Consider the following 16,130-nt stretch of genomic DNA (forward strand, 5'->3'; position numbering starts at 1 on the left):
ATGGCCATCACGGTCGACGACGACATTCGTTTCTTGTTTCGCTTCCTGACGGGTGATGAGTTTCCGGACGCGAACGAGGATTTCCTGCGCGCTTTGGCGGATGCGTGGGACGCGGCCGCGAACCGGCTGCAGCACGAAATGGGTCCACAGTTGCGGAGCGCGGTGGCGACGACCCGGTCGACGTTCTCCGGCGAGGCCGAGGCGGCGTTTGCCGCGGTGATGGCTCCGTTCGTGGAGGGCAGCGACAACTATATCGATTCGGCGGCCGCGTTCTTCCGTGAGATCGCGGAGATCCTGCGCCAGTTGGCGCTCGATGTCGAGTACATGAAGTACGTCATCGTCCTGCAGCTGGCTATGCTGGAGGCCGAAATGGCGTGGGCCGCCGCGATGGAGGCCTTCCTGGGCCCGACGGTGATGGCGTGGCTGGGGCCGCGGATCGAGATGGTGCGGAATGTCATCGACAGTTTGATGTTCTGGATGAACACCCGGTTCTGGTTGCTGGGGCAGGCGGTCCAGAAGGGCCGCGGGTTCCTGATCGCGATGACGATGAGTATGGGCAACCAGATCGGGGTGGTGGCCGTCGCGCAGGAGATTCAGATCCTGCAGGGAAACCGGCACGGGTGGAACAAGGAGTACATCGACAACGCCGCGATCACCGGCGCGGTGGGTGGTTTCATAGCGCCGTTCTCGTCCATGGCCGGTCATTGGGCCGGGCACGCGCTGGCCGTGAAGCTGGACCAGGCTTTCATGCTGGCGGCGCGTGGGCACGACTGGCATGTGGCGTTCTCCCATGGACTGATGCATATCCTGGAGCAATCGGTCCACGAGGGATTCACGGCGGGGTTCGCGAATTTGATCATCGCGCACGAATTCTCGACCTGGGCCGACTTCACCGCCGGTGCTTCGTCGGGTGTGGCGCGGGTTTCGGGCAAGATGATGGGCTACACCCTGCGCAAAGCGGCGAAGGCCGCCGTGCTTGCCGCGGTGTTGCATGCGGGGCAGCGTGAGTCGCGGAAAATGGGGCCCGGGCACACCGTGCTCGGCGACCCGACGATGCCGCCCCCCGAACACACCCGTGGCCCCTCCGGGGGCAATGGTCCGGCCGACGACGGCGGTGGTGACTACGGCGAGGTCGCCATCCCGGCCCCCTACGACGAGCGGGGGCTACCACCGTCCTCCAACGGAAACGGCAACGGAAACGGGCACGCCGCGAGTTCTGGCGTCCCGGACCGGAACGGCGGGAGTTCCTACCGGGCCAGGGTGGACGGCCCCGCCCAGGACGGCGGCCCGAAGTACAAGAGTGTTTCCATCCCGGACCCCTACATCGGTGGCGTCGCTCCACCGTCCCGCGACTGGAATGCGCCGCCGCCCGGTCTCCCGGATACCGCAGGGGATTCCGGGGCCATCACGGCCGTGCCGGAGACCGGAGCACGTACTCCGCTCCCGGAGATGTCCGCTCACGGCGGTTTTGACTGGGAGTCGCCGTGGTCGGATGACGGTCAGGGGAGTGTGCAGGGGGAGGGTGATCCGGGTTCGAATTGGTCGGAGGTCGATCGGGACAGTGTCCTGGGGGATGGCAACCGGTCTGAGAGTGATTCCGCGAGCGTGCTCGGGGAGGGTGATCGGGACTCGGGTTCGTCGAACGGTGATGGGCAAAGCGTCCACGGCGACACCGATCGGTCCGAGAGTGACGCCGCGAACCTGCTCGACGGCCACGGCCCGCGTCCACGGTTGACGGTCGTCTGGCACGACGGGGTCCCGCCTCCGGACCCGTTCGAGCCGGGTGGGAACGAACCGGCGAACCTGGCAGGCGGCGGCACGCTACCGCGTACCGGGTCGCCCGGCGCCCTGAACTCGCGAACCGGATCCGGGGCGGGGCCCGCGTCGCCCCGGCCACGGCGGCGCGGACGAGCACTGACACCGGAGTCGGCCGCCGATTCGGTGCGGCCGAAGGTGACCCCGCCGGAGATGCCCGAGACTTCCCGGCGCGTGAAGAACGCACCGCAAGAGGTCGCGGCGTCGGATCAATCCGGCGAGTCTGGGCCCTCCACCGCGAAAACCGAGTCCACCGGGCCGGCGAACGAACGTGGCAAGACGGAGTCGCGGCTGAATATCGACGCGATGGCGGGCGAGGTGGCCGAACTGGCCGAGCGGCTGTTGCGTGATCCGAGCCGTCGGAAGGCCGCGGAAGACATCCTCGCCAAGACGCACAATGTGCGCAAGCTGCGCGAGAAGCCCGAACTGCGGGAGACGGGAAAGTACGACAAGGTCCTCGCCATTGTGGCGGTCACGCGGGAAGGCAACCCGGACAGTGCCGAGGTGTTGTCGCGGCGGTTCGCGGATGAGCTGGGCACTCGCCGGTCGGGGGGCGGGCGCGGCGGTGCGCCCGGCGACGATGTCACGTACTGGACCCAGCAGCAGACAGCGATGGCGAACGACCGGTATGGCGGCACCGCGTGGTCGCCGCGGTTCCGGCAACTGGCGACGAGAATCTTCGCCCAGCACGTCTTCACCGGGTTGGGCATTCTTGCTCGACGACACCAGGCCGCGGTGCCCGCGGGCCTGAACCCCCGCGCGTTTTTCGGAAGCCATGTGCCGGAAGAGATCGGCGTCGGGCCCGGCGCGGTGCGCGCGCTGGGCAACCGGCTGCTGAAGACCGGCGGGATGGACGCGACCGCGATCCTGTTCGTGCTGGACAACGGGCGGCCGGGCATGCTGCTGCACATCGTGCCGGACGATGCGGGCAAGCCCGTGCTGAAGAGCTTCGATGGCAACGAAATCGTCGACGTCGATGACATCGACGACGACGCGGAGATCCACGCCCTCGGGTACACCGCGGATGGCCGTTCCATCATCGCGGATTCCCTCACCGCCCGATGGAACTCGGCGGGATACGACGAGCGGGTGACCGCCGCGACCGACTTTGTGAACGCGCTTTCTCCGGCGCAGAGGGCCTTGTATACGCGAACGGCCGCGGCCATCATGTGGGCCGCCATCGACGTGCGATCGCTGGCCCCGGGCGCGCGGGAGTTTCACATCCGGATGATCTCGCACGACCTGCGTCCGGTCGCCGGGGAGACCGCCGGCGCCGGCCCGTCCGGCGAAGCCATCGCCCGCGCCGGCCGGCGCGCGGATGACGTCGCGAAGACGCTCAAACTGGAGTGGCCGGACGAGGACCGGGACGAGAACGCGCCGTGGAACGGCAGGCGGATCGGCTACCGCGCGTTACGCCTCCCGCCACTCGACGAATACGGCGCGGACGACCTGGATGTGGCCGCGGTCGGCCACAGCATGACAGAGATCTTCGACGAACGCGCGCTGGCCTCGCTCTTCCTGGACGAAGGAGTGCGGCGGCTGCTGGTCGACGAGCTGAAGGATCAAGCCAAGGAGAGCGACTGGCAGGCCCGGCTGAAGGCCATGCGCGCACTCGCGTCACAGATCGCGATCGACCTTCACGCCGCGCAGCCGCGATGGGCCGCGCAGTACGTCCGCGATGAGGCGGCAAAGGTACAGGCGACCGACCGGGCTCTGCGGGCGGTGGCGCCGATCGTGGACCGCGAACTCTGGGTCGGCCGGTTGCGGAACCTCGTGGTGTCCCAGGAGGTGGTCAAGCTTGTCGCCTCCCAATGGCGGCCCGGCGACCCGGACCGGACGACCGGATATGTGCGTCGGCTCGGAGCGCTGCTGGGAGCCCGCCGTCGCCCGGAGCACCCGCCTGACAGTCCATTATGGACGCCGATCGGCCTGGCGGAGAAGTCCGAAGCCGCGAATCGAGTGTTCGTTTCGAAGCAGAAGTCCGATCCCGACGGTACCGGGGTCGCCCATGGCGACGCCGTCTTCGAGACCTTGACGTTTCACGAGCCGTTGGCACTCCGGGAAGCCGGCCCCGGGGTCGACGCCCGCGTGGTCGCCGTGGTCCGGGACAATCTGTCGAGCGACGAGCCCGATGCGGCGAAGAAGCTGCAGGCTGCCCGCGCCACTGCCCGCGACCTTGCCGTGGACTTGGGCACGGGATGGACACGGCAGAGGTTCGCCGAACTGCGCCGGCTGGCGCGGGAGGCCGGCTCGCCCGGCGCGCCGTGGATCGCACTGGCCGAACGCGCCGTGACGGAGAATCTCGACACGGACAAGCTCGCCGGCCAGGGCTACACCGTCGGCGACGCGGTCGCCGTGCTCGCGTACATCCTGGCGAAACTCGGAAACAACGACTCCCAGATGGCGGGCGCCGTAGCCCTGGGCATCGCGAACGCACTGGGCGCCGGGCGCGATGCCAGGCCGCAGGAGGCCCCGCCGTCGCCCCGGCCTGCCGCGGCTAGGCCGCGGGAAGCCCCGGCGTCGCCCCGGCCTGCCGCAGCTTCGCTGCCAAGATCCGTGCCGCCGCGGGCGACCGCCCAGTCCTTGCGGGAAGACACCCCGGCGCCGGAAAGGCACGCACCGGGCGGACCGGCATCGGAGGGGGCGACACCGGAAAGGGCGGAAGCGGACGTGCCGCAATTGCCGTCCGCTCGGCGATGGCGCCCCAACCGCATCAAATCCGAGGCGGACGAATTCGTCAGGGATTTGGGGAACGCGCTTTCGCGCATCGAAGAACTCACGGGAACGGTGTGGCGGATGTTCCTCCGCCGGCACAATCCGGGCCGGGTGAACACATTTGGCGTGGCTGGTCATACCCGCGGCCTGATCGGCCGGGAAATCCACCGGCGGGACCACCGCACGGCGAAACTGGTGCATGCGTGGGGGATCTCCGAGCAGATGCAAAAGGATCTGCGAACCGAGTGGAATTCGCGGTTGATCAACGGGACGCTCGAGTTGTCCCGGCGGCCGGAGGAAAAGCCGGGCAACCTGAGCGATGCCCAGTGGGCGGCGACCGCGGGCGCGCGAGCCGCCGCAGCGGCTATCCGCCGGCGACGGGCGGGTGATGCCATCGACCTTTTCTTCGATTTCGACGATCCGGCACGGACTCCGCCCGTCGGCCGCGACGACATGATCACCGCGGTCGCGTTTGTCTCGAGCATGATCGGCGGCGAATACGAAGTGGCCATCGCGGAAGGGATGGCGTACGGGCTGGGCAGTGGCGTGACACCGGCCGAACACGTCGCGCGACTGGCCGCGCGGGTGCCGGCCGCGGTCCGCGGCGACGTGAACCGGCAGGCCAAGGCCGAAATGCTGCTGACGGAGTGGTACCGGCCGTCCCGCGACGACGCGGAACTGCGTGAAAACCTTCGCCTGGTGGTGGCGGAACACGTGACCGACGACGAGTCCGACACGAGGCAGGACGAGGCATGGGAAGCCGTGATCACGCACGCGATCCGGCTGGGCCGCCTCAAGTGGAACCAGGCGCGGCTGGAGGATGAGGGAGACCTGGCCCGGTCGGAGGTCGAGGATATCGAGGATGGCCCGGAGCGGGAACTGCTCGAATCGATCACGGACAGCATCGTGGACACGTTCTACGACGAGGACCTGGAGATCGAGGTCCAGGACGAGACAACCGGCTCGGTCGAAGAGGTGTCGCTGAGCAAATGGATCAAGCCGGTCATCCAGTACACCATGCTGAACACTCGCGGCGACAAGGACGTCAAGGTGGCCGCCGGAATCCGGGTCGCCGTGGACATCGGCCGTGATCTGGAGATCGGGTGGGACCCGGACGACATGCACGACTACGCATCTTCGGACGAGTCCTCCGCCGCAGCCACCGCTTTCCTCGACGCGGACGCGTTGTCCAGTCACAGCCTGACCACCAGCGATATCGCCGGATGGGTCGAATACCACACGAAGGAAACTTATGGCGTACTCGGCGTCGAGCATCTCGCCGATGGAATCGGGCGTTATCTGGACTCTCTGAAAAGCGACGCTCCTTCCCCGAGGCAGGTGTGGAAACCCGCAGAGGCGTCCACCGGGGAATCCACCGGGGAATCCGCTGGGGCGTCCGCGGCGAGTTCTCAGGCGGACATCTCGGGTGCGACCAAGCGCGGACGGACCAAGGTCGAGCACAGCGATGCCAAGGGGGCCCTCGAGTGGCAGGGGAGAAGCCGCCGGCGGGCGGCGGCGAAGAACTCCAAGATCGTGGTGGGCCCGCTGCCACCGTTCGTAGTGGAGTCGGCGCACGACGAGAGGCTCGCGGCCAAGAAGAAAGAGGCCAAGCAGCTTCAGCGAGGTTACGAGCCGGATTTCCAACCTGTCGGGAAAGGCCGCGATGGCCTGGACTCTGTCGTGGCCACGCTCCGCGGCGACCCCCTCGGCGTCTTTCCGACCGCGACCGTGGTGGGCCAGGCCATCGGAAGGGAATCTTACGAACTCGCACTCCAGGTGCGCCTGCGCGACGGGAAGGCGCAGGTCACGAAGGGCGATGGGACCAGCCTGACGCGTCACGAGGAAGACATGCTGGCGGTCTACGACTTCGCGCCCATCAGGGTCAAGCTGCTGAACGGCCGCGACCTCAGGCCCATCAAGGAGAAGCTGCTCAACGGTGTCGGGCTTACGCCGGATGAGCATGCGGCGCTGGACGGCCAGGGCCTCACGTCCATCAAGGAAAAGGTGCTGGTCGAGCAGGCGATCGCGGCCGTCCTGCGCAAGGCGGTGGGCAGTGAGGAGCTTACGCCGGATGAGGATGCGTTGCTGGAAAGCCACGGCCTCACGTCTGTCAAAGAAAAAATGCAGAGAGCCGAAGAGCTCACCCCAGCCGACGAAGCATCGCTGAACCGGCACAAGCCCACCCCTGATGAGCTAACGCTGTTGGACGGCTTCGGCCTCACGCACGAGGAAGAGGCGGCGCTGAAACGCTTCGCCCCGATGTTCGCCCCGGGCAACTTGAAGATGCTCGACAATTGGGGGAACCTCAAGGCCAAGCTGCGGAACCTCGGCAGGCCGGACATTGGCCCTCTCACCAACCATGAGGTGGGTCTCCTGCGCGGCTTTGGTCTTCTGCCGCTCCTGGAAACGCACTACGCAGAGGTCCACGACTTCGCGCCCATCAGGGTCAAGCTGCTGAACGGCCGCGACCTCAGGCCCATCAAGGCAAAGCTGCTCGACGGTGTCGGGCTTACGCCGGATGAGCATGCGGCGCTGGACAGTCAGGGCCTCACGTCCATTAAAGAAAAGGTGCTGGTCGAGCAGGCGATCGCGGCCGTCCTGCGCAAGGCGGTGGGCAGTGAGGAGCTTACGCCGGATGAGGATGCGTTGCTGGAAAGCCACGGCCTCACGTCTGTCAAAGAAAAAATGCAGAGAGCCGAAGAGCTCACCCCGGCCGACGAAGCATCGCTGGAGCGATTCAAGCTCACCCCTGATGAGCGAACGTTGCTGGACGGCTTCGGCCTCACGCACGAGGAAGATGAGGCGCTGAAACGCTTCGCCCCGACGTTGGAACTGGGCAACTTGGAGCGCCTCGACAAGTTCGGGAACCTCAAAGTCAAGCTGCGGAACCTCGGCAGGCCGGACGCCGCCCCTATCGATGAACAGGAGGGGCTGGTCCTGATCGCCTCTGGTCTTTTGGTGCTCCTGGAAGACAAACTCGGGCTCAATCTGAGCGCGGTCGGCGTCGCCACCGACGGCACGGTGCTGGTCGGCAATGTCGACCCGGCTTTTGCGCACGACCCCGCCGGCTCGCCGGCGCACCGCACTAGGGACGAGGACGAGGAGTTTCCTTCGCGCTCCCCGTCGCCGCGGCGGTCGCGGTCCGCCTCACCGGAGGGTTCGCGGCCGGGGTCGCGTCGGCGGTCGCGTTCCGGGTCGCCGCGAGGGCGGTCGGCCACTCCGTTGTCGGACGCCGGCCGGGCGGTGGAGTCCGCGGAGGTGGCCTTGCCGTCGCTACGGTCGCTGTCGCCCCCGAGCGCCATTCCTGACGCGCCGGCGCAGACGTCCGGCGTGGCGGTGAACTCCATCGACGGCGCCTGGGCGGATTTCCAGATCGTGGGGCAGCGGAAAGCCGCCGTCGCCTACCTGGATCGGCTCGGCGTCCCGAGCCGGACGCTGATGAACCAGGCGAGCGCAGTGGTCGCCCTGTCGGTCAAGAGAGGCTCGCTCACCCCCTTCGTGCGGTGGCAACAGTTGACGCAGGTCGTGGCGCACAAGATCGGGTGGAGCAGGGGTGGTATCGAGGCCGGTCTCGATTTCGCTCGCAATGTCGCGGAGAAAGCGGGTATCGCGGTGGACAACCCGGCGTCGGTGCTGGATGCCTGGAGCCAGGCCCAGTTCGACGTCGTGGCGGTCCTGGCCGAGGAACTGCCGGCCGTGGAACTCGACGAAGCCCGGCGCGAGATGAAGGGCATTTTCCTGTCGGCGCACAACCCGTCGCGCGGCGTCGCCAGTATCCGCGAAAAGGCGCACAACGTCGCGGCTTACGTCTGGGTCATGACGCCGGGTACCAGAGCCGAAAAGGCCGACGCGGTTTGGCGGGCCTCGGTCGGGATCGCCCGTCTGACGCTCACCGAATGGAGCCCCGTTGATCTCGAAGCGGCCGCCGAAAGGGTTCCGGTGGCCACGGGACGGATGGCACAGCGAGCGCGCCGGGCGATCCAGCGGTTGCGCCAAACGGTCGGAGTCTACCGGGCGGGCCTTGAAGCCAGGGGATACGACATCGACCATGTCGTCCGGTTGGTCGAAGGCATGCAGCGCGACGACGACACCCTGAATGTCGATGCGGTGCTGACGAGGCTGGCGCGGAGAGCGCCCTGGGAGATTGGTTCGGTGTACGCGCGGGCCGAGGAAGTCGGCCGCGTCATGGATTCCTGGGTGCCGGTCGTCCACCCCGACTCGGAGGATCCGCAAGCCCACCAGGCACGCGCGGACGTCTTGCGACGCCTGAGCGAACTTGCGTGGCGGGCCGACGACATCATCGCGCGAACCCACGCGTGGCCGGCGCTGAGCAATCACGCTGGACTGGCCGCCGCCCTCCGTCAGGTGATCATGTATGCCCTGTACCACGATCCTACGCCTAACGGTGAACACGCCCTGCGGCTGTCGATGGAAATCGCGGAGGACCTGAAAACCGGCTGGAACGAGGGGAGCTTCAGGCAGCTGGTGTGGGGGCTCGGCCCGCAGCTCAGCCCGGTGGCCCGGGCCCGTGCGCTGGACGCGCTCGGCCTGAACCATGATCTGAACAAACTTCTCGGGCACGACATGAACGGGCGTCTGAGCCGTGACCCGAACGAGCACGTCCTGCCCAGACACATGACCACCGTGATCGCCCGGGTCGACGCCGAGTTGCCGGGCCATCTGAACGCCATCGCCCATGGTCTGGCGACCGCGTTCGGAACCGCATTGGATGGCCCGCGACCGGACGACCCGATCCTCGCCGGGCTGCGCTCCATGGAGGATGTCGAGCAACGGGCGGTGTTGACGCGCCAGGTCCTGCCGCTGATCCAAGAAGACGAAGCGATGAAGCGGGCCTGGGAAATCCTCGCCCAGGCGATCAAGTTGTCCAGTGTGGACCGTGACAAGGCGGATGCTCTGGCCGTTCTGGTCGCCGCACGGCGGACCTATGAGAACAACGAGGACGCCGTCCTCGCCTACGCGCAGGCGCTCGGGTCCCTACTGGATCTGGAGAGATCGACCTGGGGCAAACGGAAGATGTCGGTCCGGTCGTCCTCCTCGGGGAGCCCCACGCCCACGTCCCCGGCATCGGGGGCCACGCCTCCGGCCGGGCGTTCGAGAAAGGACGTCAAACGCACCCGGCTGGGCAGCGCGGGTCCGTCTACGGCGGAACCGGCAGGGGCGGCACAGGCGCAAGGAGGGAGGGGACTCAATGTCGACGAGATGGCCTCGCAGGTACCGGAGCATTTGTGGCGAAACCAGAACAACAGGGACGCCGCGGCGGACGTCATCGCCGAGACGCATCGGGTCGACGACCTGCGGGACACCGGCAAGTACGAACCCCTCCTGAAGGTCGTGGTGGGCTTCCACACGAGCGGATCGCGGGAGAGTGCCGTGCAGATTTCCCGGACGTTCGGGGCCCAGTGGGGCACGCTCCGGGGTCCGGCGTTGCCCGGTGCGGGGCCACGGGACGAGGCGTCGATGTGGGCCAAGTCCGCGTGGAACGAGGCGCAGAGAGACACCGCCAGAGCCCATTTCGGATTCGGCTCGTGGCACCCGGAGTTCCAGAACGTCGTCACGGAAATCGACGCCGTCGAAGTGTTCGCCGCCGTGGAATACGAGACCGGACAGCCGATCGCCGGCGAGGCGACCTGGTCCCAGCCACCGCAGAAAATCGCCTATGGTCGGCAGGCCCTGCGCATGGTGCGCGACCAGATCGACAAAGCCGGTGCCGGTGCGAGGGCTACCGTACTCGCGCTCAACGGCGACCGCTCACCGGGCAACATTTACCACGTCGTCAACGAACCCTTCGACAGCGAAGGCAATGGACGACCGCGCGGCCAAACAATCCGCCTGAAGGACTACGACGGAGAGGACATAGAGCCGCCTCCAGGATGGGGACTCCCCGGCGCCGGGGACGTCCATGCCATCGGCCGCGACGGGGCGGGCCGGATCATCATCGCCGACAGCGCCGAGGCCCGGTGGAACACCGTACTGAACAGCGATAGCAACCTCGACGGCCGAGCCGAACTGACCGAAGCCGAGTTGGAGGGACTCCCCGAGCCCGAGCGGAACCGGCGCATCGACCTGGCGGCGACCATCATGTGGGCCGAGGCCGACGCGCGAGGACTGACGCCCCGGAGCCGTGGCCACTTCATCTCGATCCTCGCCGGCGAGCTGGGCCACGATGTCGACATCGCCAAGGCTCGCCGGTTCGCCGGAGTGATCGCGGAGCGAGTGGAAATGGCTTGGCCGGACAAGGAAAACGAGGCCCGGTGGACCATCCCCAGAATCGCCCGTCATGCCTTGACTGTCGAAGAGGTGCCGGTCGACGACGAGAACGTCGCGGCCGCACGAAAAGACATCGAGGAAATCTTCGACAACGCCACTGTCGGGGAACTGCGTCTCGGGCCCGCTTTACTCCGCTCCGTCGTCGACGAAATTCGCAACGAGGGATCGGCCGAAGCGACCGAGCTCACCTTCGCCGTCGCGAGCGATCTCGGAATCGTCAACCCCGGGTACGCCCGCGCCCACGTCCACCAACTCGCCGACGACGCCCGCCGGGAGAATCCGGACAACGGCAACCCGTCCACGCGACTGCGCGCGAGCGAGATCATCGTCGACACCCTCGGGCGAATTCCACCGGACGAGGTCCTCGCCGACGACGTCATCACACTCGTCGCCACCAAGCACAACGAAAGCGAAGAGACCGCCATCGCGTACTCCCGATGGCTGGAAAGTCTCCTCAGGACACAGAACGAAACAGCGGCACCGGTGAGCGCTCAAGCCGAACTCGCTACGGAATCCGGTTCCGTCCCGGCTCCGCACCGGGCGGCACGGGTGGCGATGCCTCTCGCGCGGGCGAACGGCGAACTCCCGGCGCTTCCACCGTGGACAGTCGAGGCGATGAACTCGGAGGCGGACCGGTTTGTCGAAGGTCTGCCGGGTGGGACGACCGAGTCGGTGCAGCATCTCGGTGTTCCCGCGGCGGAAACCGTGATGCGGGCGGCCGATCCCACCAAACTGATCGGACTCGGCGTCGACCGCGCGGCCCGCCGTCTAGTCGCCCGCGAAGACCTCGAGTACCACGACGAAAAGGCGCGGGCCTGGCACAAGCGCCGGGTGGTGGCGGAGATGACCGAGGATCTGCACGCCAAGTGGAACCTCGCGGGGTTCCGCGCCGAGCTGACCAGGGCGCTCGAAACGGCCCAAGAGGCGTTGAACCAGCAGGCACGCAAGGCGCGGGAAAAGCCGGTCCAGCGGAGGCCACTGGAGTCTCCCGAGGAGACGGCCGCGCGACAGGAACAGGAGGAGCTGGAAAAGCAGCGGGCTCAGCAGGCGATCGAGGAGAAAGCCCAGCGGCGTAAGCGGGCGAGTAAAGCAATCGGCCTCTTCGCCGACGCGAACAAGCTCGAGATGGTGCGGGTCACCCGCGACGACCTGGTCACCGTGGTGGTCCACGTGGCCGAGCGGACTCCGGGTGCCGACGAAGAAGCCATCGCGGAAGGCCTCACGACGGGCCTGGGCGTCGCGGTGAACCCGATCGAATCGATCCGGCGACGCGCGGCGCTGGTGCCGGAAGACGTTCGCGCCGACGCGAGGCGGATGGCGGCGGCCAAGGACGTGGTGGACGACGAATTCCACGCGGAAACGGGCGATCCGGCGGACCTGGCGCACAATCTTGCGCTGCTCGCGGCGGAAAAGCTGATTCCGGGCGACGCCGGGCCCGCGCGTGCGCACCTGATCACGCTCGCGACCGGCCTGGGCCGGCTCCGGTGGGACGAATCGCGTGCCAAGGACGAAGCACGCGTGGCGTCGGTGAGGCTTCCCGCGCTCGTCGTCGACAAGGACGACCGGGCGTCCGTGCGGGCGCACTCGGCGACCATGGTGTCCGTCTTCCACAACGACGACGAACTCGCCGAGCAAGAGCTGGACGGGACGCCCGTACCGATCGTCGGCTACACCTTGGTGACCACGCCGGGCGATCGGGCCACGAAGATCACCGCGGCGGTGCGGGTCAGCGCGGCGCTGGCGCGTGACCTGGACACTGGGCCGTCACGGGAGGATCTGTCCGGCCCGGTCTCGGACATCGAGGCGGAAGCGCTCGACCAGGCACGCAACGCCGTCACGAAGAACCTCGACCCGAAAGCACTCACCGACAAGCGATATTCGGTCGACGGACTGGCCGGATGGGTCGCCCGCCGCACGGCGGAGAGCCGATCGCTGCTCACCGAGGACCAGATCGCCGACGGACTTGGCCAGTACCTCGGCATCTCCAAGCCCCGGCAAAGTCAGTTGTCGGATCTGTTGCGGACGATCAGGAACCGGACGCCCCGCCGGAGGCGACCGGTCGCCCCGCCGATTCCCCCGATCGAGGAAGCCCCACGGCGTCCGCTGCCGCCCACCCCGCAAGTCGAGCAGGGCCCACAGCGTCCGCCCACCCCGCAGGTCGAGCAGGCTCCACAGCGGCCCCTACCGCCCACCCCACGGCGGGCCGAGTCGCCCGCCGCAACGCCACGGCAGGAGCCGGTTGCCCCGTCGGTCGCCAAGGCTCCGGTGGTCGTGCCGGTCAGCCCGGCCTGGTCGGCTCCGCGTGTCGAGCCGGAGGTCAGGCCCCGCGGAACGTTCCGGACCGAGGGCGAGTTCCTGGCCTTGGCCAGGGCCGCGGAGATCAGGCACAAAAAGCGGTTGGAAGATCTCCGGAAGGCCCACAAGGAGCAGCAGAAACAGGCGGCGCCCGCTGAGGAAGCGCCCCAGGACCGCGCGTCGTCGGCCGATGAGGCTGTCGCTCCACCGTCCACATCGGATCCTGTGGACGAGTTGGCGGAGCACCTCGGGGCGCAGGCAAGCTGGGTACTGCTGGCGCGCAACGGCTATCCGAAGATGCAGAATCACGCACTGCGCCCCTCGGCGCTCTGGCTGCTGTCCGACGCGCTGTACCACCCGGATGGACGCCACCAGCAGTCGGTCGACAACGCACTGGCGATCTCCGACAACTTCGCGCGCGTTTTCGGCACCGGCTGGGAACCCGCCGACTTCCCGGCCGCGCTCGACCTGGCGGGAACCGAGGCCTTCTCCGCCGAGGTGACGGAAAGCGCGCGCCGGTCGGTGTACCGGCGCCACAACCTCGGCCGGATAACGAGGGTCCTGCAGCGCCCGGTCGAGCAGATGGTCACCGTCGTCGCGGCGCTGTCCGACGCGTGGAGCTGGCTCGACGCGGAGCAGGTGTCCGACGGCCTCGCCAAGGCGTTCGACACCGGATGGCGGATAGCGGACCTCTGGGACATGCTGGCGCACGCGCGGGCCGCCAAAATCACCGACCGGGCGATGGAGAACGCCCGCAAGGCGGTGGCGGCGCGGCCGGACGTGTTCGTCGAGTCCGGTCTTTCGCTCGAAGACGCGGCCAGGCTCGTCGCCTACGTCCGGGGCCGCCGGATCCACCAGCCCCCGGCCGAGGTGACGACCGGTCAGGCGGCCGGGCCGTCGACCGGGGAGACGTCCGCCGCGCCGACGAAGAGCGGAAGGGTCAGCGACGTGGTGCCGGCCTCGGGAGTGGTCCGGGGGATGGCCGACGCGCTCGAGAACGGGTGGACGCCGAACGAGTTCGCCGAGGTCCGGCGTCGCGCGCGGCTGGCACCGGTCGACCTCGAGCACCTCGCCGCCGCCTACGCGGCGGTGCTCCCGCGGCATTCGCCGGATTTGCTTGCCACCGGGCGTTTTTCGCCCGGCGACGTGGCCGAGGTGATCGGCCTTGTCCGGGACCACGCCGGAGGTCGCGGCGACTTCGACCGGATCTCCGCGCGGATCGCGAAGGGACTGCGGACCGGATGGGCCGACGACTTCGAGCGGGCCGAGCTGGCCGCCTGGGACGCCGATGTCGACGACGCCTGGGTGGACGCGGCGCACCAGGTGGTTCCCCACGGGCACGACGAACGTCCGCTGGCCGAGATGGACCTGACGGTTGTCGACGTCGTCCGAACGGTCGCGCGCACAGGCGAGACCGGTATTTCTCAAGTGGCCGCCACTGTCCTGCGGGGTCTGGACACCGGATGGGCGGAGGCCGGTTTCGACCAGACCTCGCACCGTGCGCGCAGCACGATCCTCAGTCCAGGCGACCTGTCCCTTGCGCGCGCGGTGGTCACGGCGCGGAAGGACGAAATCATCGGCAAGGGCAAATCCGTCGGGGAAATCGCCCAGGTGGTCGCCTACACGTGGCATGTGGCGAGTAACCGGCTTCTCGAACGGATATCGGAGGAAATGGGCCGCGCTCTGGGCTCCACGCGGCCACCGGACCTGCCGCCGCCCGTGCTCGTCCAAGAAGCGAAGACCACCAAGGTCAACTTGCCGGAAGTCGGGGAGGTATCCGACCGCGGCGCGTGGGACCGCCTGAAGGCGGTCCGTGACCGGCTCGCCCGGCGAATCCCGGAGATCAAGCCGCTGCCCCATCGCGACTGGGTCTTCCCGGCTTACACCGGTATCGGCCGGGACGGGATCGACGCCGTCTTCCGGGCATTCGATGGCCAGACCCGGGAAGAGCGTGCCGGGGCGACCGCGGTGCTGTACGAACTGCGCGGGGGCGGCCTGCGTCCGGACGGCACGCAGGCGCCCTACACCCGAGGGCGGGTGTTCACCCTCGAACCCGTTCGGCGACGCGACGATGGCACGTCCGAACCCGGTAGGCAAGGCGACGATTTCACGTTCGAACTCCGGGGTCACTCCGGCGGACCCCTGGGGAAAGTGCCCGCGTCGGAGTGGGACGACTTGGGCTACCTCTACGCGATCGCGGTTTCCACCGGCGGGCGCGCCGTCGTCGGCAACATCATGGAGACGCCGAAGGGCACGGCCCTGACGAGGTCGGTCGCCGAAAGCTGGGCGGGTCTGAAAATCGACGACCGGGTCAAGCTGGCCCGTGCCGAACTGGACGACGCGTTTCCCGGAGCCCAGCGGCGCTTCGCCGCGCTTGCGGACGCGATCGTGGCGACGGTTCACCGGCCGGACGAAAGCCCAGGGCCGCAACGGAACGAGCGCCCGGAACCCGTCCTCAAGCCCGCACGAGTCGTCAGGCCGGAGGACCGGGGTCTCACGCCCGCGCAACGGGACGGGCTGCGGGTTCTCGTCGCGAGAGACCTCGCGAGATCGGACGGCGATGTGCGCGCGGTTTACCGGTCCGCCGCGGAACTCGCGCTGATTCTGCGCACCGACCGGCAGCCGGGCGCCTGGCGGCCGACCGTCGTCCAGGTCGAGGAACGCGCCGCGCCAACCCTTTACGCCGCGCTGAAGTCGAGCACGTTCACACCGGAGCGGCTCGTTCTGGACGCGGCGTTCGCGCGGGCGGTCGTGCCGGGACTGGCGAACCGGCCGCCGATCACCCAAGCGGCGGCGCCCGCGGAGCCCATGATGGCGTTGGCGATGGAAATGATCTCCTACGCCGCGAACCCACTCGCGCTGCACGACGCCGGGCTGTTGGAGCCGTTGGTCGATGTCGCCTTGCACATCGCGCACCAGACAGGGCAGGACGAGGCACTGATCGAGGCCGGGCGGCAGGCACAGGCCACCGCGCCGGAGGGGGAAACCCAGGACACGCCCGAACAGTCGCGGAAGCG

General features: G+C 68.3%; 1 protein-coding gene (running past one end of the window). It reads left to right on the forward strand.

The window, feature by feature from the left end; all coding sequences use genetic code 11:
* Positions 1-16,130, forward strand: the start of a protein-coding gene (locus tag ACFSXZ_RS09595) for a WXG100-like domain-containing protein (RefSeq protein ID WP_378263491.1). The gene runs 30,979 nt beyond the window's last position; the window shows 16,130 of its 47,109 coding nt (coding positions 1-16,130); its start codon is at positions 1-3; its stop codon lies off the right edge, out of view.

Origin of the sequence: Amycolatopsis pigmentata, from assembly GCF_042684065.1 — a bacterium.
Lineage (GTDB): Bacteria > Actinomycetota > Actinomycetes > Mycobacteriales > Pseudonocardiaceae > Amycolatopsis_E > Amycolatopsis_E pigmentata.